This is a genomic window from Streptomyces sp. NPDC038707 (genome assembly GCF_040636485.1).
Classification (GTDB): Bacteria; Actinomycetota; Actinomycetes; order Streptomycetales; family Streptomycetaceae; genus Streptomyces.
In genome coordinates, this window is record NZ_JBEZUP010000017.1 from 95,341 (window position 1) to 121,243 (window position 25,903).

Sequence of the window (25,903 nt, forward strand, 5' to 3'; positions counted from 1 at the left end):
GACGGAAAGGCTCCCCACGTGCGTATCCCCGAAGCCCCGCACATCTGGCTGGACGGCCGGCTGGTCCCCTGGCAGGACGCCACGGTCCACGTCATGGCGCACGGCCTGCAGTACGGCACGGGCATCTTCGAAGGGACCCGGGTCCACGCCACCTCGCGCGGCCCCGCCGCATTCCGTCTGGAGGACCACCTGCGCCGCTTCGAGCGCAGCGCCCGCATGGTCCAGCTCCCGCTGGAACACAGCGTGGACGAACTGCTCAAGGCATCCCTCGAACTGATCCGCGCCAACGGCCACGACGCCTGCTACCTGCGCCACACCGCGTTCTTCGGCTACGGCGAGATCGGCATGGACACCCGCAACGCCCCGGTGACCTGCGCCATCGCGGGCTGGGAGATGGGCAGTTACCTCGGCGGCGACGCCGATCTGCACGGCATCACCCTCGGCACCAGCACCTGGCGGCGCAGCGACCCCAACACCGTGCCCACCGCGGCGAAGGCCACCGGCCCCTACCTCACCTCGGCACTCGCCAAGCGCGAGGCACTGGCCGCGGGGTTCGACGAGGCGCTGATGCTCTCGCGCGACGGCTACGTCTGCGAGTGCAGCGCGGAGAACATCTTCGTCGTCCGCGACGGCGCGCTGATCGGGCCGCCCGCGAGCACCGGGGCGCTGTCCGGCATCACCGCGGCCAGCGTGCGTGCCCTCGCCGAGCACGCGGGCATCCCGGTGCTGACCGAGAACCTGCTGCGCTCGGACGTGTACACGGCGGATGAGGTCTTCGTGACCGGCACCGCGGCCGGAGTGGTGCCGGTGCGTTCCGTCGACCACCGGGAGATCGGCGAGCCGGGACCGGTGACCCGTCGGCTGCGGGAGCTGCTCGACCGGGTCACCGCCGGCGAGGAGCCCGCCTTCGACTCGTGGCTGACATACGTCCACTGACCGCGGCGCGAATTCCTCCGTACTGTCCGTTTCCACTGACTGGAAGGTGTCATTGTGGCCACCGAGCGGTACTGCAAGGATTCCCGTGTGTTTGACAACTACGCATTGCAGCAAGCCGTATTCAGCAGAATTCGAGCCGGCGGGGCGGGCGCCGCGGCGGTCGCCCCGCAGCTTCCCGAGGCCCATGCGGCAGCACTCGCGGACGACGATCTGCGCGCCCTGTCGCTGCACGGGGTGCACCCGGTCCTGCTCAACGCCTTCGCCCGGCTCACCGGCCGGTCCCGCGACGACTACCGCGGTCTGCTGGCCGGCACCCGGCCGTCCGCCGAGGGGGTGAAGCCGAGGTGGCGCGCGTCGTAGCAGCATTCGCCTCGTCTCACGCGCCGATGATGATCAGCGCCCGGGACTCCGCCCCCGAGGGCCAGCGCACCCGCTTCCTCGGCGCCCTCGAGCAGGCCTCCCGCCGGGTGCGCGAGGCCGGGGCGCAGGCCGTCGTCATCGTCTCCAACGAGCATTTCACCAATTTTTTCCTGGAGAATTTCCCGCAGCACTGCATAGGTCTTGGTGCCACCCACATAGGTCCCACCGAGGGCTGGCTCGGAATTCCGCAGAATTCTCCGCTGCCGGGCGCCCCCGAATTCGCGCTCTCCCTCACCAGGCAGCTCCTCGGAAGTGGCTTCGAGCCGGCGATCTCGCACCACCTGACCCTGGACCACGGCGTCATGACCGTCTACCACGCCCTGGCCCCCGAGTTCGACCTGCCGCTGATCCCCCTGCTGCAGAACTGCGCGGTGGAGCCGATGGTGCCGCTGGCGGGCGCCCACGCGCTGGGCCGCGGGCTGGCCAAGGCCATCGAGGCGTGCACGGAACTGGACCGGGTCGCCGTGGTCGCGGCCGGCGGACTGTCCCACTGGGTGGGCACCGAGCGGGTCGGCGACATCGACTCCGAGTTCGACCGGTGGTTCCTCGACGCGATGGCCCGCAACGACTTCACCGACGTCCTGGACATGTCCGACGCGGAGCTGGAGGAGGCCGGCAACGGCGCCCACGAGATCCGCAGCTGGCTCACCCTCGCCGGGCTCGTCGACCGCCCGGCGAAGGTCCTCGCCTACGAGCCCGTACGGGAGTGGATCACGGGCATGGGCGTCGTCGAGTACGAGATGCTGGGCGACGCCACGTGACCGCCGCCCCCGGCCCGGAACCGGCCGGCTACACCGACGTCCACGCCCACGCCATGCCGCGCCCCCTCCTGGCGGAGCTGGCCGCCCGCGGCCTCGCCCGCCTGGACGGGCTCGCGGACGGACATGTCCTGATCGACCCGCGGGTCTCCGGCGTCCCCGAGGGCGCCCGCATCCCGTGCCCCGCCGAGCAGTTCGACATCCCGGCGCGGCTGGCCGCCATGGACCGGGCCGGGTGCGCGCTCCAGGCCGTGTCCCTGCCCCCGTTCGTGACGGCGGGCACCACACCCGACACCGCCTTCGCCGACGAGATCGTCGCGCTGGGCAACGACGCGCTCGCCGCGTACGTGGCCCAGGCCCCCGGCCGGCTGCGCGCCCTCGCCACGCTTCCGGTGGGCAGCGCCTCTGCCGTGCGCGAGGCCCGGCGCTGCCTGGACGACCTCGCCGTGGCCGGGTTCGCCATCGGCACCCAGGGAGGCGGGCACGACCTCGACGCGCCGGTCAACGAACCGCTGTGGGCGTTCCTCGCCGAACGCGGCAGCTTCGTCCTGGTGCACCCCAACGCCTCGCCGAGCCCGGCCCGCACCGCCGACTACTGGATGCCCCAGCTCGTCGGCTACCCGGCCGAGACGGCCATCGCCGTGTCCCGGCTCGTGCTCGGCGGGGTCCTGGAGCGGCACGCCCTGCGGCTGTGCCTGGCCCACGGCGGCGGCTGTCTGCCCGCGCTGCGGGGCCGCCTCGACCTCGGCTGGCGCCGCAAGGAAGCGGCCCGCACCACCCCGCACCCGCCCAGCCACTACCTGGACCGGCTCTACTACGACACGGCCGTGTTCGACGACGGCCTCCTGCGCCACCTCGTGGACCGGGTGGGACCGCGCCGGATCCTCGTCGGCACCGACTTCCCCTTCGACCTGTGCGACACGACCGCAGGCGACACCGTGCGGCGGCTCGGCCTCAGCGACGAGGCCGCCCGGCGGATCACCCACGACAACGCCGCCGACCTGCTCCGCACGCCCACTCTCCAGCTGTGAGCCCGCGGCCGGGCGCCGTTCGACCAGGGCACCCGGACCGCCCGCCCCAGAGAGGCACTTCTCGCGATGACTTCCCAGCCCACCGCGCCCTCCACCACCCGGACATCCCCCCAGACCCTCGGTTCCCCGGCCCGCACCTACCACCACGCCGCCCAGCAGCCGACCTGGGCCGACCCCGACGTCCGCGACGCCGTGTGCGCGGACCTGGCCGAGCGGCCCGCACTCGTCGACGTGGCCGAACTGCGCGCGCTCAAGGCGGAGCTGGCGGCCGTCGCGCGCGGCGAGGGGCTGGTCCTGCAAGCCGGCGACTGCGCGGAGAGCTTCGCGGAGTGCACCCCTGAGCACACCCGGGCCAAGGCCGACGCCGTGCAGCGGCTCGCCGACCGCCTCGCGGACGCCACCGGTGCCCGCACCGTGCCGATCGGCCGCATCGCCGGACAGTTCGGCAAGCCCCGCTCCTCGGACACCGAACGGGTGGGTGAACGCGAACTGCCCTCCTTCCGCGGGCACATCGTCAACGCCCCGGAACCCACCGACGGCGCCCGCAGGCACCGCGCCGAGCGCATGCTGGAGGCCTACCGCACCAGCCACGGCGCGGCCACCGAACTGCGCCGCCGCGCCTCGCGCGTGTGGACCAGCCACGAGGCCCTGGTCCTGGACTACGAGGTGCCCCTCGTCCGGTTCGACGACAACGACGCGCAGTGGTACCTGGGTTCGACCCACCTGCCGTGGATCGGCGAGCGGACCCGGCAGAGCGACGGCGCCCATGTGCGGCTGCTCGCGGACGTGCTCAACCCCGTCGCCTGCAAGGTCAGCGGAGCGGCCGCGCAGGACGAACTGCTGCGGGTGTGCAACCTGCTGGACCCGGAGCGCGAACCGGGCCGGCTCACCCTCATCGCCCGTTTCGGCGCCGACCGCGTGCGCGACCGGCTGCCGGAGGTCGCCCGGGCGGTACGGGCCGCGGGACACCCGGTGGTGTGGCTGTGCGACCCCATGCACGGCAACACGTACACCGCCGTCGACGGCCACAAGACGCGCCGCCTCAGCACCGTCCAGGACGAGGTACGGGGCTTCGTGGCCGCGCTGCGCGAGGCCGGGGTGCGCCCCGGCGGCCTGCACCTGGAGGCGGCGGCCGACGCGGTCACCGAGTGCGTCGGCGGCGACGTGCCGGACGAGCAGCACCTGGCCGAGCGGTACACGTCCCTGTGCGACCCGCGCCTGAACCCGGGGCAAGCGGCCGCCGTCGTGGACACCTTCACCGAGGAGCTGGCATGAGCGTCCGCCGCGGTATCGCCACCGTCTGCCTGTCCGGCACGCTGGAGGACAAGCTCAGCGCTGCGGCCGGGGCCGGCTTCGACGGGGTGGAGATCTTCGAGCCCGATCTGATCGCGGCGGACCGCTCACCGGCCGACATCCGCGCCATGTGCGCGGACGTGGGCCTGGGCATCGACCTCTACCAGCCCTTCCGCGACTTCGAAGGCGTCGATGAGAAGACGCTGAGCGCGAACCTGCGCCGCGCCGAGCACAAGTTCCGCGTCATGCGGGAACTCGGCACGGACACCCTGCTGGTCTGCTCCACCCTGGCCCCGCACGCCGTACCCGACCGCGCCCTGATCGCCGAGCAGCTGCACACCCTGGCCGACCGGGCCGAGGCCCACGGGCTGCGCATCGCCTACGAGGCCCTGGCCTGGGGCCGCCACATCAGCACCTGGCAGGACGCCTGGGACGTCGTACGCGCCGCCGACCACCCCGCGCTCGGTCTGTGCCTGGACAGCTTCCACGTACTGGCCCGCGACCCGCGGCCCGAGGGCATCCAGGACATCCCCGGCGAGAAGATCTTCTTCCTCCAGCTCGCCGACGCCCCGCGGCTGGACATGGACCTGCTCAGCTGGAGCCGTCACCACCGCCGCTTTCCCGGCCAGGGCTCCTTCGACGTGACCGGCTTCGTCGACCAGGTCCTGCGGGCCGGCTACCGGGGCCCGCTGTCCCTGGAGGTCTTCAACGACGTGTTCCGGCAGGCGGCGCCCCAGCCCACCGCCCACGCGGCGATGCGCTCGCTGCTGGCCCTGGAGGAGGGCACCGCCCGGCCCGCCCGCACCCCGGCCCGGCTCACGGGCTTCTCGTCCGCGGAGATCACGGTCGACCCGCGCACCCGCCGCGACCTCACGTCCACGCTCACGGCGCTGGGCTTCACGGCGCGAGCCCGCCACCGGTTCCGGCCGGTGGAGCTGTGGCAGCAGAACGACGCCCGCGTCCTGGTGCACACCGACGTCAAGGCGCAGCAGTGCGCGACCGTCACCACCCTGTCGCTGCAGAGCGAGGACCCGGAGGAGTCCGCCCACCGCGCGGGCCGCCTGATGGGCCGCCTGGGACCCCGCGCGGACACCGGGCAACTCCTCGACACGCCGCAGGAGTTCACGGGTCCCGACCTGGTGACCGTGCGCTTCGAACCGCCCGGGGACGCGCCGTTCGACCACCCCGGGCTGTGGGAACCGGCCGCCGCGCGGCCCCACCGGGACGGCCCGCTGCACCGGCTGGCCCGCGCCACCCTGACCACGCCGTTCGACGACTTCGACGAGTCGACCCTGTTCTACCGCTCGGTGGTCGGACTGCCGGAGGTGACGGAGGAGGAGATCGCCGCGCCCTTCGGGATGCTGCGCAGCCGCACGGCCACGGCCCCGGGCGGGACGGTGCACGTCACTCTCCTCAGCACCGTCGAACGCCGTGGCGGCTGGGCCCCGAGAGTGCCCGACCCGCAGCACCTGACGTTCACGACGCCCGACATCTTCACCGCGGCCCGCGTGGCCCGGCTGTCCGGCGCCGCGCCCCTGCCGGTACCGGAGAACTACTACGCCGACCTGGAGGCCCGCTGCGCCCTCGCGCCGGACCTCCTGAGCGCGCTGCGCGAGCACGACGTCTACTACGACCGCGACGAGCACGGCGAGACCTACCGCTTCTTCACGCCGCTGTTCGGTTCGAGGATCTTCTTCGAGGTGGTGCAGACGACGGGGACCCACCCGGGCACGAGCGCGTCCCACGCGCCGGTCCGGATGGCCGCCCACCGCCGCCACGAACGCGGCCGGGCCGTGCCACGGGCCTGACGGCGCCGGGCGGGACCGGCCGGGTCCGCGGGGTACATGGCCGCGGGCCCGGCCGGCCGCGAGGAGGCCGCGCGGCCCGGAACCGCCGGGAGGCCGCACGCGCGGGTGAGAGCGAGGCCTCCCTGGGCACCCGCCGGGTGCGGGCGCCGGACCGGCCGTGCGTCCCCGAGCCCGGGAGGACGGTGCCGAAGTGACCGGGAAGCGCGGGAAGCGGTACGCCGTCGCCGCCTCCGGACAGTGGACCGACGAGGAGGACGGCCGCCGCAGACTGCCCGCCGGTGAGGTGCACGCCTGGGAGCCCGGCCGCAACGAGACCGTGTGCGGGCTGTCCCTCAGCCGCTCCCGCCTCACGCGCTTCCCGCACGTCGGCTGGCCCGAGACCTTCCCGGAATCCGGCGGCGCGGCCGACCGGGTGCGGCGGGTGTGCCACCGCTGCGCCTCCGTGGCCGGCCGTCGCGGCAGCGACGCGCGCCCGCGGTGGCACCGTGTGCGTCCCCGGCCGTGAGCACCGCCGGCCGCTCCGCCCTCGCGGCAGGCCCCGGGACGCGAAGCCCCGGACTCCGGCTGCCGTCCCCGCCACGCGAAGAGGAGCCCGAGATGAACGCCTTTCCCGATGCCGGCGCGAGCCCGCGCCGCCCCACCGGACGCACCGCCGGCCCGAAGCCGCTCGGCATCTACCTCAACGACCACCTGGCCGGTGCCACCGCCGGCACCGGACGCGCCGCTCGCCTGGCGCGCACCGCCCGTGGTTGTGCCCTCGGCCGCGCGATCGAGCCCGTGGCGGCCGAGATCGCCCAGGACCGGACGGCGCTGCTGGACATCATGCGGGACCTGGGCGTCCCCGTGCGCCGTTACAAGGTCTGCGCGGGCTGGGCGGCCGAGCGGCTGGGACGGCTGAAGCCCAACGGCCACCTGGTACGTCCCGCACCGCTCGGCACCCTGCTGGACCTGGAAGCCCTGCGGCTGGGGGTCGAGGGAAAGGCGGCCTGCTGGTACACCCTGCGCCGGCTCGCCGCGACCGACGGGCGCCTGGACCCCGCCCGGCTCGACACCCTGCTCGAACGGGCCCGGCGGCAGCAGGAGAGGATCGAGGAGTGGCGCGTCCGCCAGGCGGAGGAAGCACTGGCCGCGGCGGCCGGCTGAGGCACGCCGCGCACTCCGGCGCGGGTGCCGCGCAGGCCCGGAGGGCACGGGACGCCCACCTGCCCGGGCGGCGGAAAGGCGATGCACGACCCTATTGACCGACCGGACGGTATGCCATCCTTCGGGGCAGGACCAGACGGGCGGCAGCCACCGCACGGACCCGGCGGCCCGCCGTGAGCCGCCGGGCCCGCGGTCGCGCCACCGCCGAGCCGGCTTCGGGGGGACGACCGCGATGCACCAAGCTGTACGGACACCGACGGCGCCGCCCGGCGGCCCGGCCGGCGTACGCCGGCCCCGGCCGCCGCTGACGCGCTCGGTGATCGACGCCGACGCGGCCGGCGTGCTGCACCGGGCCGCCCGGGCGCTCCTGGACGATCTGGCAGGGCTCACCGACCGCCTGCTCGCGGTGCTCCAGGACCAGGAACCGGCGTACCGGTCGGCGCTGCGGACCGACCCGCACAGCACCCGGCGGGAGGCGCACCGCTCGCTGCGGCACAGCGTGACCTCGCTGATCGACCCGCGGGGCACGCGCGACGCGGCCCGGCGCTGCTCCTGGCAGATCGGTGCCGACCGCGCCGAACAGGGCCTGCCGCTGGACGCGTTGCTGCACGCCTTCCGGCTCGGCGGGGCGATGGTGTGGCAGGGACTGGTCGAGGAGACCGCCCGGACGGCACCCGAGGACGTCCGGCTGCTCGTGCACGTGGCGGCCGACGTGTGGAACTTCGTGGACGAACACTGCACCCTCGTGGCCGACGCCTACCGGCAGGTGGAGCGGCAGCTGGCGTGGCGGCGCGAGAACCGGGTCCGGCTGCTGGCCGCCGCGCTGCTGGACGGCACCAGCCGCATCACCGACCTGCCCGAGGCGGCCGAGGCCCTCCGGCTGCCCGAACGGGGACGGTACGTGGTGGTCGCGGTCGCCGGCGGGCGTCCCCCCGGATCGGCCGGCCCGCGCGCCGCGCTGCCGGAGCGGTCACCGCGCGCCCACTGGCACACCGGAGTCGACGTGGACTACGGCATCCTGCTCACCGAGGACGGCGAACTCCCCGACCCGGCCGCACGTCCGGCGCCGGGCACCCGGATCGGGGTGGGCAACGTGGTCCACGGCCTCGCGGCGGTCGGCGACGGCCGGACCCAGGCCGACCTGGCGCTGAGCCTGTGCCCCGCCGACGGCGGCACCGTCCGGCTGGCGGAGCACCTGCCGGCCGCGATGGTGGTGTCCGCGCCGGAACTGGCCGCGGCGCTCACCGAGCGGGTCCTCGGGCCACTGGCCCGTCTCGAACCGGCCGACGCCGACGTACTGGTGGAGACCCTGGCCACCTGGCTGGCCTGCGACGGCTCGGCGCAGCGGGCCGGGGAACGCCTCTACTGCCATCGCAACACCGTCCTGAACCGGCTGCGCCGCTACGAACAGCTCACCGGGCGCTCGCTGTCCCGGCCGTCCGACGTGGTGGAGATCAGCCTCGCCCTCACCGCGCGCCGGCTGCCCCCGCGCTGACCGCCGGCCCCCGGGGCGCCCGTGCCGGTGCGGCCTGCGGGCCGTGGCCACGGCCCCTGCCGCCCGCCGTCCCTCACCTGCCGCCGGGCCGCCCCGCGACCGGTACCCACCGGTGGGGCGTGAGCGGTGTCCGCCGTCCACCGCGAGGCCGTTCTCCGCCGTCGCGGCGGCGCCGGCATCGCCTGCCGCCGCGAGCTGCTGCCGCCGGACCGGTCCGGGCCTGGCCCGGCCGCGTCCGTGCCAGCCCCGGACCCCCGCCGCTCGGTCTCGGATGCCCGCCACCCGGCCTCGGACCGGTGCCGCTCGGCCTCGCCCCCCACCGCCCGGCCGGAGCCGTCCCTACGTTGGCCCGCCCCGGCCCGGCGGCGGCGGTGCGCCCGTGTCTGTGGCACCCCGTTTCCTCGCGGTCCGCCCGCCTCCTCCTGGCCCGAGCCGCGCCCCGGTCCGCCGGAGCCGTCCCTACGGCGGCCCGCCCCGGCTCGGCGGCGGTGCGCCCGTGTCTGTGGCACCCCGTTTCCTCGCGGTCCGCCCGCCTCCTCCTGGCCCGAGTCGCGCCCCGGTCCGGCCGGAGCCGTCCCTACGTTGGCCCGCCCCGGCTCGGCGGCGGCCGCGCGCCCGCGTCTGTGGCACCGTGTCTCCTCCTGGTCCGCCCGCCTCCTCCTGGCCCGAGTCGCGCCCCAGTCCGGTCGGCCCCGTCCCCTCCCCGGCGCAGCACACCCCCTTCCCACACCCGCCCCTTTCCCGCGGGCACGCCCCGGCCGCCCCCGCTGGGCCCGCGCACAGGTCCGTGCCCTCCGTACTGGGCCGGCGCACCGAGCGGGCCGGGACGCCTGTACCGCCGGTCGCCGGGTGTGCTGTCGTGAGTGCCCCTTGCCCGCAGTCCCCGTGCCGCACCGGCACGGACCCGAGGAGCCGCGATGCCCCCAAGACCCCTGGACGGCCCGCCCGCGCTGACCGTGGAACACCTCGACGTGACCTACGGACGTGCCGTGTCCGCCCTGCGCGGCGTGTCCCTGACCGTGCCGCCCGGCGAGGTGGTGGCCCTGCTCGGCGCCAACGGAGCCGGAAAGTCCACCCTGCTGCGTGCGGTGTCCGGCACCCTGCGGCTGCACCGGGGCGCCGTCACCGCGGGCCGTATCGCTTACGGCGGCACCCTCCTGGACGGCCGTGACCCGGTCGCGGCGGTCCGCGCCGGTGTGGTGCAAGTACCCGAGGGCAGACGGGTGTTCGCGAGTCTCACGGTGGACGAGAACCTGCGCAGCGGCGGCCTGGGCCTCAGCCGGCGCGCACCGGACGGGCAACGGCAGGCCAGGGACAGGGTGTTCACACTCTTCCCCCGGCTGGCCGAGCGCCGTCGGCAGGCGGCCGGGCTGCTCTCCGGCGGCGAGCAGCAGATGCTCGCCATGGGCCGCGCCCTGATGGCCGCCCCCCGTCTGCTCCTGCTCGACGAACCCTCCCTCGGCCTGGCCCCGTTGATGGCCGAGCGGATCGCCGAGGTGATCCGGGAGATCAACACCCAGGGCACGGGCGTGCTGCTGGTCGAGCAGAACGCCGGGATGGCCCTGTCGCTGGCCGGCCACGCCCACGTCCTGGACGTCGGCGAGGTACGGCTGTCCGGCCCGGCCGCCGAACTCGCCGCCACCGACGCGGTGCGCCGCCTCTACCTCGGCGAGGAAACCGGCACCTCCGGACGGGGGGCCGCGTGAACGGCCCCCCGGACCCGCCGGCCGCCGAGGGCACCGCGCCGCCCGCTCCCCGCACCCCGCCGGCCGGCCGGGACGTCCCGCCCCTCCACGTCCGCGACCTCACCGTCCGCTTCGCCGGAATCACCGCCCTGGACGGCGTCTCCCTCACCGTCGCCCCCGGCACCGTGCACGCCCTCATCGGACCCAACGGCGCCGGGAAATCCACCTGCTTCAACGTCCTGTCCGGGCTCTGCCGACCCGCCTCGGGCACCGTCCGCCTCGGCGGCACCGACCTCACCCGGCTCGCCCCGCACCGCATCGCGGCCCTCGGGGTGGCCCGCACCTTCCAGAACATCGTGACCACCGAGGGCACCGTCGCCGACAACCTGATGGTCGGCCGCCACGCGCTGAGCCGCGCCGGGTTCGCCGCCGGGGCGCTGCGTCTGCCGCACGCCGTGCGCGAGCAGCGCGAGCACCTGGAGAAGGTCCGGGAGATCGCCGAACTCACTGGTCTGGGCCCCCACTTCGACCGGCCGGTGGCGCTGCTGCCGTACGGCGACCGCAAGCGCGTCGAACTCGCCCGCGCCCTCTGCCTGGAGCCCCGGGTGCTGCTCCTGGACGAACCGGTGGCCGGCATGAACGCGGGGGAGCGGGCCCGGACCGCCGAGGTCGTCACCGAGGTCCGCGCCCGGCTCGGCGTGTCCGTGCTGCTGGTCGAACACGACATGGGCCTGGTGATGCGCCTCGCCGACGAGGTCACCGTGCTCGACTTCGGCCGCCTCGTCGCCCAGGGCACCCCCGACGAGGTCCGCGCCCACCCCGAGGTGCTGCGCGCCTACCTCGGCACCCCGAGCGACCGGGAGGACAGCGCGTGACCGTCTTCCTCACCAGCCTGCTCGACGGACTGTCCCTGGGCGCCGTACACGCCCTGGTCGCGCTCGGCTTCGTGATCATCTTCAAGGCCTCCGGCGTGCTCGACTTCGCCCACGGCTCGCTGCTGCTGCTCGGCGGCTACCTCACCGCGGTCTGGCACCCCCACCTCGGCTTCGCCGGCGCGCTCGCCGCGGCGGTGCTGGTCACCGCGGCGGTCGCGGGAGCCGTCGACCGGTTCCTGCTCCAGCGCGGCGGCACCGGCCCGCACGCCGCCCCCGCGCAGACCATCCTGACCATCGGTGTGGACGTGCTGCTGCTCACCGACCTGTCCCGCCGGATCGGCGGCGACCTGCTGCCGCTCGGCGACCCCTGGGCGGACTCGGTCACCCGGCTCGGCCCGGTCACCGCCGCCGACAGCCGGCTTGCCGCGATCGTGGTCTCCTGCCTGGTCATCGGCGCGGTCTTCGCCGCCTTCCGCTACAGCAGGTGGGGGCTGTCGCTGCGCGCCGCCGCCGAGGACGCCGAAGCGGCCGCCCTGATGGGCATCCGGCTCTCCCGGGTGCGCACCGGAGCCTGGTGCCTCGCGGGCGCCCTGGCCGCGGTGGCCGCCGTGTTCCTCGCCGCGTTCCCCGCCCCCGGTCTGGAGCGCACCACCGGCCAGCTCGCGCTGGCCGCGTTCCCCGCCGCGATCCTCGGCGGTCTCGCCTCCCCCGTCGGCGCCCTCGCCGGCAGCCTCCTGATCGGGCTCACCGAGGCGTTCGCCGCCGGCTACCAGTCCGAACTGCACGTGCTCGGCGACGGGTTCGGCGGCGTGGCGCCGTACGTGGTGATGGTCGTCGTCCTGATCGTCCGGCCCCAGGGCCTGTTCGGCGCGAAGGGTGCCGCCCGTGTCTGACCTCCTCCCGCGCCGTGCCCGCCGGGGCCTCGCGGTCCTCCTGGCGGCCCTGCTGCTGTGCGCGCCGCCGTTCTACCTCGACGCGTTCTGGCTGCGCGTCGGCCTGTTCGCGATGGCCGCCGCGACCGGCGCCGTCGGACTGGGCCTGCTCACCGGAACCGCCGGCCAACTCTCCCTCGGCCACTCCTTCTTCCTCGCGATCGGCGCGTACGGCTACACCTGGCTGGCCGGCGAGGAGCCGGGCGCCGGACTGCCCACCGTCCTCGCCCTGGTCGCGGCGGTCCTGCTGGCCGGGCTGGCCGGCGGACTGTTCAGCCCCGTCGCCGGCCGGGTGCGCGGTGTCTACCTGGGCGTGGCCACGCTCGCCCTGGTGTTCCTCGGCCACCACGTCCTGGTCAGCGCCGAGCCGGTCACCGGCGGCTTCAACGGCCTCTCCGTGCCGCCGCTCTCCGTGGGGTCCTTCACCTTCGACGCGAGCGGCCCCGAACTCGTCGTCCTGGGCGTCCCGTTCGGCGCCGAGGAACGCCTGTGGTACCTGTGCCTGGCCCTGTTCGCGGGCACCTGGTTCACCGCGCGCGGCCTGCTGCGCTCCCGGGCCGGCCGCGCCCTGAGGGCACTGCGCGACAGCGAGACCGCCGCCGCCGTCATGGGCGTACCGGTGGCCCGCTACCGGGCCGGGGCGTTCGTCGTGTCCTCCCTGTACGCGGGCCTGGCCGGCGCCCTGCTGGCCCTCGCCTTCCGCCGGGTCGTGCCGGACTACTTCGGGCTCGCCCTGTCCGTCGACTACCTCGCGATGATCGTCATCGGCGGTCTCGGCTCGGTGGCCGGCGCCACCGCCGGCGCGGTCTTCGTCACCGCGCTGCCCCCGCTCATGACCCGGTACGCCGACCAGCTCCCGCTCGTCGCCGCGCCCGGCTCGGCCGGCCACGCCATCGGCCCCACCGAGGCCTCCCGCTACCTCTACGGCGCCGCCGTCGTCCTCGTCCTCATCTTCGCACCCGACGGTCTGAGCGGACTCCTGCACCGGCTGCGCGCCCGCGTCCGGACCCGGCGCCGCCCCGCCGCACCGCCCGCCGCCCCCACGACCGTCGTACGAACCAAGGAGCACACCCCGTGAACGTCAGGAACCGCACCACCCGCGCCGCCCTCGCCCTGTCCCTGGCCCTGCTCGTCGCGGCCACCGGCTGCAGCTCCAAGGCGAAGGGCGGCGACGGCGACGGCGCCGCCGCCACGGCCGGCGGGGTGCGCACCGGACCCGGCGTCACCGCCGACACCATCAGACTCGGCGCCCTCACCGACCTGACGGGCCCCTACGCCACCCTCGGCAAGAGCATCGTGCAGGCACAGCAGCTGTGGGCCGACCAGACCAACGCCCGGGGCGGGATCTGCCACCGGAAGATCGAGATCGTCGTCAAGGACCACGGCTACGACGTCCAGAAGGCCGTCACCGCCTACGCCGACCTCGCCCCCGACGTCGTCGCACTGCCCCAGGTCATCGGCTCGCCCGTGGTCGCCGCCCTCCTCGACGACATCGAACGGGACCAGATCCTCACCTTCCCGCAGGCCTGGTCCGCCTCCCTGCTCGGCAAGGACGCCGTACAGGTCCTGGGCACCACCTACGACATCGACACCCTCGCGGCCGTCGACTACCTCACCCGCACCCGGCACATCAAGAAGGGCGACAGGATCGGGCACGTCTACTTCGAGGGGGACTACGGCGACAACGCGCTGGAAGGCTCCACCTGGGCGGCGAAGCGGGCCGGGATCACGGTCGTCGGCCAGAAGATCCAGGCCACCGACACCGACCTGACCGCGCAGGTCGCGGCGCTCGCCAGGGCCGGTGTCAAGGCCGTCCTGATCAGCGCCGGGCCCGCCCAGACCGCCTCCCTGGCCGGGGTGGCCGCCGCGACCGGCCTGAAAGTCCCGGTGGTCACCAGCGCGCCGGGCTACGCCCCGCAACTGCTGAAGACCCAGGCCGCGCCCGCCCTGGTCGCGATGGTCAGCATCGTCAGCGCCGCCCCGAGCCTGGACTCCGGCCTGCCCGGCGTCAAGGCGATGGTCGCCGCCTACACCAGGAAGTACCCGGGCTCCACCGTCGACTCCGGGGTGCTCTCCGGCTACAACGCGGCCCGGCTCATGGGCGAGGACCTGAAGAAGGCGTGCGCGGCCGGCAGCCTGACCCGCGCCGGCCTGGTCGAGGCGCACCGCGCGCAGACCCACCTGGACACCGGTCTCGGCACCCCGCAGGACTTCTCCGACCCGTCCCGCCCGGCCGCCTTGTCGACCTACGTCCTCAAGCCGGACCCGAAGGCGGCCGGCGGAACGACCGGTGTCGAGGACGCGCACCGGGCACCGGGCGTCGAGGAGTACCTCGGGCAGCGTTCCTGACCGCTTCCGCGTCAGCGGGGGAGCGCCCGGTCCGGCCGGCGGCGCCGGCGCTCCGCCCGGCCGACGACCGCCGGACTGACCGCGCCGGTCAGCAGGAACGCACCGGCGAGACCGGCCGGCCCCGCCGGACCCGCGGCGAGCGCCCACCCGATCAGGGCGGGGCCCGCCGCCTTGGCGGAGGCGTCGGCGACGAGCTGCCACACGCCCTGGTACTGCCCGAGGAACTCATCGGGGGCCAGTTCGTACGAGAGGGTCCAGCCCGCCGCCGCGCCCAGGATCTCCCCGACCGCGAGGACCAGACAGGCCGCGACGAACAGCGGCCACACCAGCGAGGGCCGCTCCCGCAGGGTTCCCGCCGCGGCGAGGGCTGCGCACCCCGCGGCGGTCAGCAGCCCCGCCCACAGCAACGACCGCCGGGAGCGCGCGATGTCCCTGGCCTGACCGCTGAGCGGCACCTGGAGCAGGATCACGGCGCACGTGTTGAGGATCATCGCGCCGGACACCGTCCAGCGCGGCAGACCGGAGGCATAGACCACCCACAGGGGGATGCCCAGGGAGACCACCGACCGGTTCAGCGTGTGCACGGCGTTGAGCAGGCTCACCGACACATAGCCCCGGTCGCGCAGCGCGTCCCCGGCCAGCCCGGGCCGCCGTACCCCGCGCCCCGCCCCGGGCAGCCGGGAGGTGGCGTACGCGCCGAAGCAGAACGTCGCCGCGTCCAGCAGCACCAGCCCGTACAGCGCGGCCCGGCCGCCGGCCGTCATGGCGGCGGCCGACAGCAGGGCGCCGAGCGAGAACCCGACGTTGGTGACCGCACGCTGATAGGCGCGCAGCGCGGACCGCTCGCCGGGCGGGACGACGCGGCCCATGAGGGTGGCGCGGGCGGCCGTGTTGCCGCTCGTCGCGAGCTGGCGCACGGCCAGGCACAGCGCGCACCCCCAGGCGCCCGGAGCGACCGTGAGCGCCACCATGGACGCCGCGCAGACCAGCTCGGTCACGACGGCGACGCCCCGCGCCCCGTACCGGTCGCCGGCCTGCCCCAGGGGGACGGCCCCCACCACCCCGATCAGGCCGCTCGCGGTGAGCAGCGCGGTCGCCTGGGCCAACGGCAGGTGCCGGACCTCGGCGAGGAAGACGACGAGCGCGGACAGGGTGGCTCCGGTGCCCGTCATGTTGACGAGGTTGCCGACGGCCAGCCACCGCTGGTCGCGGCCCGCGGGCAGCAGGGGCACGGTCAGCCCCCCAGCGGCCGCGGGTCCAGGCGCACCACACGCCGGCCCGTCACGGTCAGGGCACGGCCGCCGTCCGGCCGGTCGCGCAGGCCGACCGTGGCGACGCCCCCCGGGTGGTGGATGGCGAGTTCGGCGTCGCCGGGGACGGCGCCCGCCACCAGCGTGGCGACGGCGACCTGGCCGGTGAGCGCGAGCCCCGGGTGCCAGTCGTCGGTGGACAGGGCACGCGTGTAGAGCGTGCCGTCGCCGGTGCGCAGCAGCAGCGCGGGCTTGGGCAGTACGGCGGAGACCGCCATGCCGAGCCGGGGTGCCAGCTGCCGCCGTACCCGCCGCAGGACGTCGCGCAGGACGGCGCCCGGCGCGCCGAGCAGCGCCGGGCCGTCGGTGAGGCCCAGCGCCGTCGCGTCGACGAACGCGTACGGGTTGCCGCTGTCGACGACGGTCACGGGCAGCCGGCGCGCGCCGACGGACACCGACAGCGGCTGCCTGCCGAGCGGGAACGCGCCGTCCAGGTCGTCCAGCGGAAAGCTGAGCCCCGCCTCGTGGATGCCGCGCACCGGGTCCAGCGCGCGGATCTCGCAGCTGACGACGCGACGCGTGCCGGAGCGGTGGGTCAGCAGCCGCAACGCGCCCCGGCCGGGCGGGACGTGCCCCTGGGCGACCAGGTGGGTGGCGGTCGCGAGCATCGAGTGCCCGCACTCCGGGGTGAGATCCAGCACCTGGCCGCCGTCCCGGTCCACGACCTGAGCGAACACATACTCGGCGGCGACCTCGGGCATGTCCTCGGCCGGGTGGGCGAGCGCGACCTTGGCGACCGGGCGGCCCACGGTGGCGACGGCGGTCTCCAGCACGGGCAGCGGATCGGTGACCCGGCGCGTGCTGGTGACGACCAGGGTCGGCGCCGCCGCGCCGCCGACACTCCACAGGCCGACGCCGACGCCGACGGCCCGCACCCGTTCGACGGGGACCGCGGGCGCCGCGGACGCGTCCGGCACGGCGGTCACGGCGGTCACAGGGAGCCTCCGCCGGTCTGCCGCAGCCACAGTTCCAGGACCAGCAACGCCCAGACGGCGTGGGCCAGTCGCTCGGTGCGGCGCTCCTCGAACTCGGCGAGCAGCTTCTCCACCCGGCCCGGGTCGAACAGGGCCCGCCGCGCCACGGAGGGATCGGTCAGGACCTGCCGCGCCCAGCCGAGCGCGACGGCGCCCTCGTCGAGGAGGTGGTCGCTCAGCCGGAACGTGAACGGCTGCTTGGGACGGCCCAGGATCTCGGCCGGCGCCCAGGCGTGCCGGGCCGCGGCGTTCGCGAGCACCACCTTGACGGTGCCGTCGGGACCGATCTTGCGGTCCGTGCCCAGGGAGCGGCCGAGGGCCGTGACACCGTCCCGGCAGAACGGCACCCGGGCCTCGACGGAGTGCGCCGCGCTGAGGTGGTCCACCCGCTGGAGGTGGTAGACCGGCAGGCGGTGGCGCAGCTCGAACTCGGCGGCGGCGCCCGCCGGGTCCCCGGCGCCGGGCACCGCCCACGGCCCGGCGTCCGGGCGTCGTACGCCCTCCAGGTGCTCCCGGGCCCCGGCGGTGTACAGCGAGTGGTGCCAGGAGACCGGCATGCCGGACAGCGCGTCCCGGTAGGCACCGCTGTCGCCGCTGTGCGCCAGCGCCCTGAACCGGTCGTAGCCGCCGAAGAGTTCGTCGCTGGCGTCACCGGTGAGCGCCACCGGGAAACCGGCCGCCCGGACCGCCTCGAACAGCCGGTAGGTGCTGACGATGATCGGGTCGGAGTTGGGCTGGCCGAGGCTGCGCACCACGGCCGGGAGCACCTCGGGGACATCGGCGCCGCCGACGCGCACCTCTTCCAGACGGGCACCGTTGACCCGCGCCGCCAGCCGCGCGAAGGGCAGCTCGTCGTAGGCGGACGCGGTGCGCGGCACGACCGTGAAGGCGGTCAGCGGACCGCCCGCGCGGGTCGCGAGCGTGGTCACGACCGTCGAGTCCAGGCCGCCGGAGAGGACCGCGCAGTACGGCACGTCCGAGGGCAGCATGCCGGCGACCAGGTCCGGGAGCAGCCCGGCCAGGCCGGCCTCGGGGTCGTCGTGGGGGGTGGGGGACACGGCACCGGCCGCGGTGAGCCGGGGCGCGCCGCCGGGGGCCACCTCCAGGGCGTGCCCGGGCGGCAGCGTGTACACGCCCTCCACCAGGGTGGGGTCCCCCGGCGCGCCGGGGTCGGGCACCGCCCCGAACGGCGCCTTGAACCGCAGATAGCGGTCGAGGGCGTCGGCGTCCAGGCGGACGGCGGTGCCGCGCAGCCGGAGCAGGGCGGGCAGTTCGGAGGCGAAGCCGAACCGCTCCCCGTCGGCGAACACGTAGAGCGGCTTGACGCCGGCCCGGTCGCGGACGAGGGTCAGGCGCCCGGTGCGGTGCTCGTAGGCCGCGATGGCGAACATGCCGTCCAGCAGCCCGGCGGCGGCCGTGCCGTGCCGGGCGAACAGCGGCGCGATCACCTCGCCGTCGCACCGGGTGCGGAAGCGCACGCCCTCGGCGGCGAGCCGGCGGCGCAGTTCCGGCGCGTTGTAGATCTCGCCGTTGTAGAAGACGGTGAAGCCGTCCGCGGTGAACGGCTGCCAGCCGTGGGCGGGGTCGGAGATGGCCAGGCGGGTGCCGCCGACCAGCACTCCGTCGAAGACCCGGTGGGCGTGCCCGTCCGGGCCGCCGTGCTGCAGGAGCCGGGCCGCCTCGTCGCCCAGGCGGTGCAGTTCGTCGTGGCCGAGGCGGGAATCGAGCAGGCCGAAGACGCGGCACATGGTGCGCACTCGTCCTTTCGTCTGGTGCGTCTGTCCGACTGGTCGGTGCTCCCCGGGCGCCCGTCGGTGCCGGGCCGCCGCGAGGGAGCCCGCGGTCAGTGACCGGTGAGATCGGCGTGGGCCCGCAGGAACGAGGCCCAGTCCGGCTGGGCGTACCACGTGTCCAGGGTGTCGTCGGCGGGGCAGCGGCGCCCCTCGGCCAGGACGCGCAGGGCGTCGAGCGGAGCGGTGTCCAGGCCCTGGTCGGCCAGGCCCTTGGCGGCGCGGGCCAGCGCGTCATCGACCAGCGCACCGCCGTCGACGGGCTCGAAGTGCCGGTTCAGCAGCGGCGCCTGGTACCCATGCAGGGCGGCCTGCCGCATGTTGTGGTCGGCGAAGGGGCTCGCCACGTGGTCGAAGTCGCCCTTCTCCAGCATCAGTCCGGCGACCAGCGCGGTGTAGCCGCGGACCAGGTCGAGCCGGTGGGTGATGTCGAAGCAGGTGACTTCCTTGCGGAAGTACTGGTCGTCGCGGAAGTACAGCGGGCGCCGGGTGAAGCTGCGCCGCCAGGAGCGCTCCGACTTGCCCACGACGCCGTCGACGGTCCACGGTCCCTCCCCGCGCACCGGGGTGTTGGCGCTCAGGAGGATCAGGGCCGGGCCGAACCAGTCGAACTTGGCGTGCAGATAGTCCCGGTCCAGCTCCGCCTCGACGGCCTCGGGGAAGCTGACGTTGACGTGGATGCCCCAGGTCATCATCGCGGTCTCGGCCGCGGCCCAGCCCTCGACGCCGCGCCCGCCCCGCGGGCCCCGGTACTCGCCGGGCGTCGCGTGCGCGCCGTACGCGCTGCCGGTCAGGCCGATGCCGGCGAGCAGGGCCTGCATCTCCTGGTAGTGCTGGACGAGGTACTCCTGCTGCTCGTACACGTCGGCCGCGATGGGCGTGCTGATCTCGATGCCCTTGACGTGCAGGTCGGTGATGTCGCCCTGCTCGTCGGTGAGGTCGTAGCCCTCCAGATAGAAGCTGCGCTGGTCGGAGCCGGGGTACTTCACCGCCATGTACGCGTTGCGGGGGGCGTTGGACCGGGCGATGAGGTCCTTGAGCTGCGGGAAGGACAGGTCCTGCCAGTGCTGCGGCCGGCCGTCGGCGGTGATGAGCTGGTATTCGTACTCCACGCCCATGCGGAAGCTGTTCGGGTCGTATCCGGACATGCCGAACTCGCCTTTCGTCTGAGGAATGCGGGGGAGAAGAACCGAGAGGGGGAAGGGGAAGGGAAACGCGGGGGGAGGGGGAGAGAGCGGCCGGCCCGGTCAGGCCCCGGTGACGCCGGCCAGGAACCACTCGTACAGGGCGAGCAGCCGTTCACGTGTCTGCTCCCGGCTCTCGCCGAGCGCGACCCCGCTGAGCAGATAGGCGGAGGAGGCGACGTCGGCCGCCTCGCCCGTGGCCGGCGGCAGCACCGTCTCGTAGTGGCTGATGCCGGGCACGGGGCAGTCGGTCGGGGCGAGGCCGCGGGCGCCGTGGGTGTCGTAGAGCAGCAGGAAGCCCGCGGTGGGTGCGGCGCGGTGCGGCACGAGCGCCTCGGGCGAGGAGCACGTCTGGTGGCGGGCGGCCAGTTCGACCAGGTCGATGCCGTGCAGACGGCGGAGCGTGGGCTGGATCCGGCCGCCGCCCACCCGGCTCGCGGCCTCGTTGACGACGATGCCGTGGGCCGTGTCGAAGAACTCGATGTGGAAGGCGGTGGCCCGGGGCGTGGGCAGGGCGCGCAGGGTGCGCTCGGCCAGCCGGACCACCTCGGGCCCGCGCGGGTCGCCGGCGTCCAGGGTGATCGCCATGGTGGGCACGGGGCGGTCGCGGACGTCCAGCATGGTCGTCGACCAGGACCACACCTCGCTGAAGACGACCCGCCCGTCGGCGAACACGCCGTCACAGTGCAGGAGTTCGTGCGGGGTGAACGCCTCGGCGAGGTGACCGTCCAGCTCCCCGCCCCGGTCCGCGGCGAAGGCGCGGGCCTCCCGGTCGTCCGCCAGCCGCACGATGCCCTGGGAGCCCGTCCCGGTGCGGGGCTTGGCGAGCACCGGATACCCGGCCCCGGCGGCGAACCTCTCGAGGTCGCCGGGCTCGCGCAGCGCCGCGTACGGGACGACGGGCAGTCCGGCGGCGTCCAGGAGCTGCTTCATGCGCAGCTTGTCGCGGTAGGCGTGCGCGCTCTCGCTGCCCTGGCCGGCCAGCCCGAACTCGTCGCGCAGGAGCGCGGCGCGCAGCACGTCGTGCTCCGAGAACGCGATGACGGTGTCGATGCCGTGCGCGCGGATCCACTCCCGCGCCGTCTCGGTCACCGCCGGGTTGACGGTGTAGTCCTCGAATTCGGCGATCCGCGCGTACCGCGCGCGGATGGCGGCCGCCTCCGGGTGCCGGTCGACGGCCCGGGTCGCGCAGTTGATCAGATACAGCTCGTGCTCCGGGTCGAGCCAGCGGTGGAACGCGGCGGACTGGAGCCGGTAGCGGTTGAGGACGAGGACCTTGCTCATATCTCCTCCTGTCCGTCCCCGGTGGCGGTGCGGATGACGAGGTTCGCCGCCAGGGCGTCCGCGGCCGCCAGGGCACCGGCGCGGTCCGGGGCGAACGCGACGACCGCGGCGCGCATCTCGTTGCCGTTCTCGATCGGGGCGAGCCGGTCACCGGGGTGGACGAAGCAGCGGGTCAGCAGGTGCCGGCTGGCCAGCTCGGCGGACGGCGCGCCGACATCGACCGCCTCCACCAGACCGGCCGCCTCGGAGACACAGCGGCGTACCGCGAACCCGCGCCGCTCGACGTCGAGCCGCGGTGTGCGGCCGTGCAGCACGTCGTACCACGCCTGGTACAGGTCGATCCCGGTGACGGCGCGCACCATGTGGCTGATGAACACGCCGCCGATGCGGCCGTTGACCTCGACGATGCGGGGACCGTCGGCGGTGAGGCGGACCTCCGTGTGCGCGGGACCGTCGAGGAGCCCGCAGGCGAGGACGGCGTCGGCCGCGACCCGCTCGACGGCGGCACGGTCCTGCCCGTCCAGCGGGGCGGGGATCTCCGCGTCCAGTTTGAGGACCCCGGTCCGCCCGCCGATGCCCTTGCCGGTGACGGCCACGGTGGTGACCCGGCCGCCGGCGACGATCGCCTCGACGCTGAACTCCGGCCCGTCCAGGTACTCCTCCACGAGGACGTCCCGCTCCCAGGACTCGGCGAACGCGGCGCCGACGGCCCGCTCCAGCGCGGCTTCGTCGCGCACGACGGACACCGCGCAGCTCGCCGCCCGGTCGGCGGGCTTGACCACCACCGGCCAGCCCGCGGACTTCGCGAAGTCCCGGGCGGCGCCGGTGTCCTGGCATACGGTCCAGCGCGGCTGCGGTACGCCCGCCCGGTCCAGGGCCGCCCGCTGCAGGCGCTTGTTGGAGCAGGTCAGCCCGGACCGTTCGGTGTGACCGCGCAGCCCGGCCCGCTCGTTGATCCGGCCGACCAGCGGCAGCAGATAGTCGAAGTCGGCCATGACCGCGGTGAACGGGCGGGTGGCGTGGAACGCGAGGATGCGGTCCTCGAGTTCGCCGACGGTGCCGGTGCGGAACGCGGTGGGGACGCGGGGCAGCGGCAGTTGCACGTCGGCGAAGCCCGACAGGTCGTTGTCCGGGTGGTCGGCCACGACGATCTCCGCGCCGGTGCGCGCCAGGGTGCGCAGGGCCGCCTCGCGCTCCTTGGAGGGGCGTATCACCAGCACCCGGGGGTCGTGCGTCATCTGTCAGTCTCCTTACGGCCTTCGGTACGGCGGGCCCGCGGGGGAACCGTGGGCGGGGGCCCGCCGGGTCACAGGTGCGGCAGGACGTGCTCGCTGAGCAGGGCCACCGATTCCAGGGCCTCCGCCAGGGGCGCGCCGGCCCAGTGCACCCGCAGGATCAGCTCGGTGGCACCGGTGCGCCGGGTCCACTCGCGCAGGGTGGCCAGACAGTCGGCGGGGTCGCCGATGGCGAAGCGGTCCTGGGAGAGGGCGGCCAGGTCGGCGGCGAAGCGGTCGCCCTCGGGCAGGACGGTGTCCTGGCCCCACGCCTTGTACGTGGCGTACTTGGCCGCCAGATGCCGGCGGGCCCGGGCGAGGGCGGTGGCCCGGTCGGGGGCGCAGACCACCTCGCGCATCAGCGGCACGTCGGCCGGTGCGGGCAGTCCGGCCTCCGACCGCGCCTGCCGGTACAGCGCCAGCTGGCGTTCCACGGTGGGCATCGCGGCGTGCGGGTTGATCATCCAGGCGTCACCGAGCCGTGCCGCCCGGCGGACCGCCCGGTCGCTGTTGGCGGCGAGCCACACCGGCGGCGCGGGCCGCTGCACGGGCAGGACGCTGAGGCGGGCGCCCTTCAGCCGGCACCAGGGCAGGTCCGCGTCGACGCTCTCCCCGGCCCACAGCCGGCGCACCAGGTCCAGGTTGCGGGTCAGCCGGGTGACCCGTCCCGTGGCGCCGATGCCGAAGGCGTCGTACTCGGTGTCCCGGTAGCCGAGACCCGCGCCGAAGACCAGCCGGCCGCCGGTCAGCACGTCCGCCGTGGCGTAGGCCTCGGCCGCGTCGACGGGGTTCTGGAGGGCGAGCAGGCAGATGCCGGAGCCGAGCCGCATCCGGCCGGTGACGGCCGAGAGGCGGCCGAGCAGCGGCAGCGGCTGGAGATGGGCCAGCTCCTCGCCGAGGTAGTGCTGGGCGACGAACACCGAGTCCCAGCCGGCCTCCTCGACGGCGGCGACGAGCCGGAGGTGGTCGTCCAGCGCCCGGCCCGGGTCCTCGCCGGGCAGGTACTGGAGGGTGAGGTTGAGCCCCACGCGTACGGTACTGCTCCTGTTGTCCATCAGTGGTCGGTACCTATGTCCCTCAGGGTCCGGGCCGGTGTGGCCGCGGTCCGCGGTCCGTTCAGCCGGCGCGGGTCGCGGGTGAGCGAAATCGTCTTCAGCCAGCCGCCCGGAACCGCCGGCCCCGACACGAGCGCCTGGAAGGTGTCCACGAACAGCAGGTCGCCGGGTTCCAGCACGATCTCCTGACGGCAGCCGAGGAGCCCGTCCCGCAGCGCGCCGAGCGCGCGGCCGGCCTCGTGGTCGCCGTCGCCGGCCGTGGCCCGGAAGGGGTCCAGGCACAGCAGCGGCGCCCCGGGGGCACCGGCCAGCACGGGCCCCGAACCGGCCGCCGAGTGGAAGCGCGGCTGCCGCAGCACCGCGGCGTGCGCGCCGGCCAGACGGACGTCGGGTACGGCGGCCAGCGCCAGGGTCGTGCCCGACGGGCCGCCGCGCAGGGAGAGGAGCCCCAGGTAGTCGCAGCGGTCCGGACCCGCGCCGCCGGCGACGGCCAGGGGCCGGTCCCCGGCGGGGGCCGTCGGCAGCAGGTCGCCGACGACTCGGTCCCCGCGGCCGACCGCCTCGGCCAGGCCCATGGAGACCACGGCCAGGTACATCTCCTCCAGGCGGGTCCGGGTGAAGCCGTGGGCGGCCGGCCCGTCGGCGGGCGGTTCGCCCAGGGCGGTGTCGTCGATGTGCATGCCGCGGATCAGACAGGCGGGCGCGGACGCCGCGGTGCGCAGCTCGTACAGCACCCGGCGCACCCCGCCCGGCAGCAGGGCCGGCAGCTCCCAGCCCAGGCGGTACAGCGTGTCCTCGGCCGGGTCCAGGCGGCTGTCGAGCAGGTCGTCCAGGAGGTCGGCGACCTGCCGGCGTTCGGCGATGCCCAGTTCGTACACCCTCACGGTGCCGGGCCGCGCCACCGGCTCATCCCCAGCCGAGGTCGTCCGCCGGGGCGGCGTGCGCCGCGGCGGCCTCGGACACGGCCCCGCCGGCGGGTCCCGGCTGCGGCGGGGCGGACACGGCCAGGGCCGCGAGCCCCAGGACCATGGCGGTGACGACGGTGGTGACCAGGGTGGTGATGCGTCGCTTCATGTCTCCCCCAAAGTGCCGCGCACCGCTGCATGGGGTGCGGTGGCGTGTGGTGCGGTGGCGTGTGGTGCGGTGGTGGTGTGGTGCGCGGCCCGCGGAAGCGCTGCCGGCGCCCTCCGATCATGCCAGCGGCCGATGAATAGTCATCCGAGATCACGTATCTTTTTGCGTAGATGCAATTTCGGACGGGTGAATGAACGTGGATGAACAGGTGGAAACCGGCATCATTGGTCTCCCTCACCTGGGGCCGGCGGAGCGACGGGTGTATGGATGTGCGGCTCAATTCGTACGGTTCTCCCTGGACGACCTCGCCCACAGAACGGATCTGCCCAGGGCGGACCTGGAGCGCGCCGTCCGGAACCTGGTCGAACTGCGCCTGCTGCGGCGCAGCGCCGACCATCCGGAGCTGCTGACGACGGTCTCCCCGGACAGCGCCCTCGACCAGCTGTCCCGGCCGATCCGCCGGCACATGTCCGCGCTGCAGGAGAGCGCCGACCGGCTGCGCGACGAACTCTCCCCACTGGTCCCGGTGTACGACGAGGGCGCCGCGCACCGGCTGCGCCGCGAGGGCGTCGAGGCCGTGCCCGACCTGGACGAGGTGCGCGGACGGCTCACCGAACTGTCGGAGAACGTGCGCACCGAGGTGCTCACCTCACAACCCGGCGGCGCGCGTTCCGAGGAGGTGCTGAGGGAGGCCATGGAGCGGACCAAGGCGGTGCTCGCGCGCGGCATCAGGATGCGCACGCTCTACCAGCACACCGCCCAGTTCCACCAGACCACCGTCGCCTACGTCGACCAGGTCACCCCGCTCGGCGCGGAGATCCGCACGCTGGGCGACGCGTTCTCGCGGACCATCGTCTTCGACCGTGACGTGGCGGTCGTCCCGCTGCGAGGCAACCCGCGCGGTGCCGCCCTGATCCGCGACCCGCACGTGGTGGACTTCGTCGCCGCCACCTTCGAACGCGCCTGGGCGGCAGCTGTTCCCTTCCCCACCGAACACGGCCGGTCGCAGGCGATCGCGGCCTCCGAGGGCATCAAGGCGGACGTCATCCGGCTGCTCGCGGCAGGGCACGACGACAAGGCCATCGCCCGCCGGATGGGCATGACGACCCGCACCTGCCAGCGGCACATCACCGAGATCATGAACCGCCTCGGTGCCCACAGCCGCACCCACCTCGGATACCTCATCCACCAGCAGAGGCTGCTCGACGACCGGCAGTGACCCGCGACGGGGGT

At 74.9% G+C, this 25,903-nt stretch carries 24 protein-coding genes; 15 read left to right on the forward strand and 9 right to left on the reverse strand.

The window, feature by feature from the left end:
* Positions 1-18: 18 nt before the first annotated feature.
* The 14 genes from AB0E62_RS23385 to AB0E62_RS23450 all read left to right on the forward strand — a co-directional run bounded on the left by AB0E62_RS23385 (position 19) and on the right by AB0E62_RS23450 (position 14,725).
* Positions 19-936 carry a branched-chain amino acid transaminase gene (locus AB0E62_RS23385; protein ID WP_362196956.1) on the forward strand — a complete coding sequence of 306 codons (918 nt, stop codon included), beginning with the start codon at positions 19-21 and terminating at the stop codon, positions 934-936.
* Between the two features lie 87 nt (positions 937-1,023).
* Positions 1,024-1,296 (forward strand): hypothetical protein, encoded by a 273-nt coding sequence (locus tag AB0E62_RS23390; RefSeq protein ID WP_362196959.1) that lies wholly within the window; start codon positions 1,024-1,026, stop codon positions 1,294-1,296.
* Entirely contained in the window at positions 1,281-2,117 is an 837-nt protein-coding gene (locus tag AB0E62_RS23395; protein ID WP_362196962.1) for a hypothetical protein, read from the forward strand. Before AB0E62_RS23390 ends, AB0E62_RS23395 begins: the two co-directional genes overlap by 16 nt.
* Positions 2,114-3,145 (forward strand): amidohydrolase family protein, encoded by a 1,032-nt coding sequence (locus AB0E62_RS23400; RefSeq protein ID WP_362196965.1) that lies wholly within the window; start codon positions 2,114-2,116, stop codon positions 3,143-3,145. Before AB0E62_RS23395 ends, AB0E62_RS23400 begins: the two co-directional genes overlap by 4 nt.
* A 66-nt stretch (positions 3,146-3,211) precedes the next feature.
* Positions 3,212-4,420 carry a 3-deoxy-7-phosphoheptulonate synthase gene (locus AB0E62_RS23405; protein ID WP_362196968.1) on the forward strand — a complete coding sequence of 403 codons (1,209 nt, stop codon included), beginning with the start codon at positions 3,212-3,214 and terminating at the stop codon, positions 4,418-4,420.
* Positions 4,417-6,246 (forward strand): TIM barrel protein, encoded by a 1,830-nt coding sequence (locus tag AB0E62_RS23410; RefSeq protein ID WP_362196971.1) that lies wholly within the window; start codon positions 4,417-4,419, stop codon positions 6,244-6,246. The genes AB0E62_RS23405 and AB0E62_RS23410 overlap by 4 nt, the downstream gene beginning before the upstream one ends.
* 190 nt (positions 6,247-6,436) lie before the next feature.
* The gene (locus AB0E62_RS23415) at positions 6,437-6,751 is read left to right on the forward strand and encodes a hypothetical protein (protein WP_362196974.1); all 315 of its coding nucleotides are present in this window, start codon (positions 6,437-6,439) and stop codon (positions 6,749-6,751) included.
* A 92-nt stretch (positions 6,752-6,843) separates the two neighbouring features.
* Positions 6,844-7,389, forward strand: a complete 546-nt coding sequence (locus AB0E62_RS23420) for a hypothetical protein (protein WP_362196977.1) — start codon at positions 6,844-6,846, stop codon at positions 7,387-7,389.
* Positions 7,390-7,621: 232 nt separating this feature from the next.
* The gene (locus tag AB0E62_RS23425) at positions 7,622-8,884 is read left to right on the forward strand and encodes a helix-turn-helix domain-containing protein (RefSeq protein WP_362196980.1); all 1,263 of its coding nucleotides are present in this window, start codon (positions 7,622-7,624) and stop codon (positions 8,882-8,884) included.
* Positions 8,885-9,801: 917 nt separating this feature from the next.
* On the forward strand, positions 9,802-10,590 hold the full coding sequence (locus AB0E62_RS23430; RefSeq protein ID WP_362196983.1) for an ABC transporter ATP-binding protein: 789 nt from the start codon (positions 9,802-9,804) through the stop codon (positions 10,588-10,590).
* Positions 10,587-11,444 (forward strand): ABC transporter ATP-binding protein, encoded by an 858-nt coding sequence (locus AB0E62_RS23435; RefSeq protein WP_362196986.1) that lies wholly within the window; start codon positions 10,587-10,589, stop codon positions 11,442-11,444. Before AB0E62_RS23430 ends, AB0E62_RS23435 begins: the two co-directional genes overlap by 4 nt.
* Positions 11,441-12,337 (forward strand): branched-chain amino acid ABC transporter permease, encoded by an 897-nt coding sequence (locus AB0E62_RS23440; RefSeq protein ID WP_362196989.1) that lies wholly within the window; start codon positions 11,441-11,443, stop codon positions 12,335-12,337. The genes AB0E62_RS23435 and AB0E62_RS23440 overlap by 4 nt, the downstream gene beginning before the upstream one ends.
* Positions 12,330-13,454: a branched-chain amino acid ABC transporter permease gene (locus tag AB0E62_RS23445; RefSeq protein ID WP_362196992.1), complete on the forward strand. Its 1,125-nt coding sequence runs from the start codon at positions 12,330-12,332 to the stop codon at positions 13,452-13,454. Before AB0E62_RS23440 ends, AB0E62_RS23445 begins: the two co-directional genes overlap by 8 nt.
* Positions 13,451-14,725 carry an ABC transporter substrate-binding protein gene (locus tag AB0E62_RS23450; RefSeq protein ID WP_362196995.1) on the forward strand — a complete coding sequence of 425 codons (1,275 nt, stop codon included), beginning with the start codon at positions 13,451-13,453 and terminating at the stop codon, positions 14,723-14,725. The genes AB0E62_RS23445 and AB0E62_RS23450 overlap by 4 nt, the downstream gene beginning before the upstream one ends.
* A gap of 11 nt (positions 14,726-14,736) precedes the next feature.
* Here the strand turns inward: AB0E62_RS23450 and AB0E62_RS23455 are convergent, their stop codons facing one another.
* The 9 genes from AB0E62_RS23455 to AB0E62_RS23495 all read right to left on the reverse strand — a co-directional run bounded on the left by AB0E62_RS23455 (position 14,737) and on the right by AB0E62_RS23495 (position 24,670).
* On the reverse strand, positions 14,737-15,957 hold the full coding sequence (locus AB0E62_RS23455) for an MFS transporter (protein WP_362196998.1): 1,221 nt from the start codon (positions 15,955-15,957) through the stop codon (positions 14,737-14,739).
* Between the two features lie 2 nt (positions 15,958-15,959).
* Positions 15,960-16,970, reverse strand: coding sequence for a hypothetical protein (locus tag AB0E62_RS23460; RefSeq protein WP_362197001.1), 1,011 nt, complete (start codon positions 16,968-16,970; stop codon positions 15,960-15,962).
* The gene (gene asnB / locus AB0E62_RS23465; RefSeq protein WP_362197003.1) at positions 16,967-18,757 is read right to left on the reverse strand and encodes an asparagine synthase (glutamine-hydrolyzing); all 1,791 of its coding nucleotides are present in this window, start codon (positions 18,755-18,757) and stop codon (positions 16,967-16,969) included. Before asnB ends, AB0E62_RS23460 begins: the two co-directional genes overlap by 4 nt.
* 95 nt (positions 18,758-18,852) lie before the next feature.
* Positions 18,853-19,947 (reverse strand): glutamate-cysteine ligase family protein, encoded by a 1,095-nt coding sequence (locus tag AB0E62_RS23470; protein WP_362197006.1) that lies wholly within the window; start codon positions 19,945-19,947, stop codon positions 18,853-18,855.
* A 99-nt stretch (positions 19,948-20,046) separates the two neighbouring features.
* Positions 20,047-21,267 carry a hypothetical protein gene (locus AB0E62_RS23475; protein WP_362197009.1) on the reverse strand — a complete coding sequence of 407 codons (1,221 nt, stop codon included), beginning with the start codon at positions 21,265-21,267 and terminating at the stop codon, positions 20,047-20,049.
* Positions 21,264-22,505, reverse strand: a complete 1,242-nt coding sequence (locus tag AB0E62_RS23480; RefSeq protein WP_362197012.1) for an ATP-grasp domain-containing protein — start codon at positions 22,503-22,505, stop codon at positions 21,264-21,266. The genes AB0E62_RS23475 and AB0E62_RS23480 overlap by 4 nt, the downstream gene beginning before the upstream one ends.
* Before the next feature lie 68 nt (positions 22,506-22,573).
* The gene (locus AB0E62_RS23485) at positions 22,574-23,596 is read right to left on the reverse strand and encodes an LLM class flavin-dependent oxidoreductase (RefSeq protein ID WP_362197015.1); all 1,023 of its coding nucleotides are present in this window, start codon (positions 23,594-23,596) and stop codon (positions 22,574-22,576) included.
* Positions 23,596-24,498 (reverse strand): hypothetical protein, encoded by a 903-nt coding sequence (locus AB0E62_RS23490; protein WP_362197018.1) that lies wholly within the window; start codon positions 24,496-24,498, stop codon positions 23,596-23,598. The genes AB0E62_RS23485 and AB0E62_RS23490 overlap by 1 nt, the downstream gene beginning before the upstream one ends.
* 4 nt (positions 24,499-24,502) lie before the next feature.
* Entirely contained in the window at positions 24,503-24,670 is a 168-nt protein-coding gene (locus AB0E62_RS23495) for a hypothetical protein (protein ID WP_362197021.1), read from the reverse strand.
* Positions 24,671-24,929: 259 nt separating this feature from the next.
* On the opposite strand from AB0E62_RS23495, the gene AB0E62_RS23500 reads away from it, so the two are divergent.
* Positions 24,930-25,889 (forward strand): LuxR C-terminal-related transcriptional regulator, encoded by a 960-nt coding sequence (locus AB0E62_RS23500; RefSeq protein ID WP_362197024.1) that lies wholly within the window; start codon positions 24,930-24,932, stop codon positions 25,887-25,889.
* Positions 25,890-25,903: the final 14 nt, after the last annotated feature.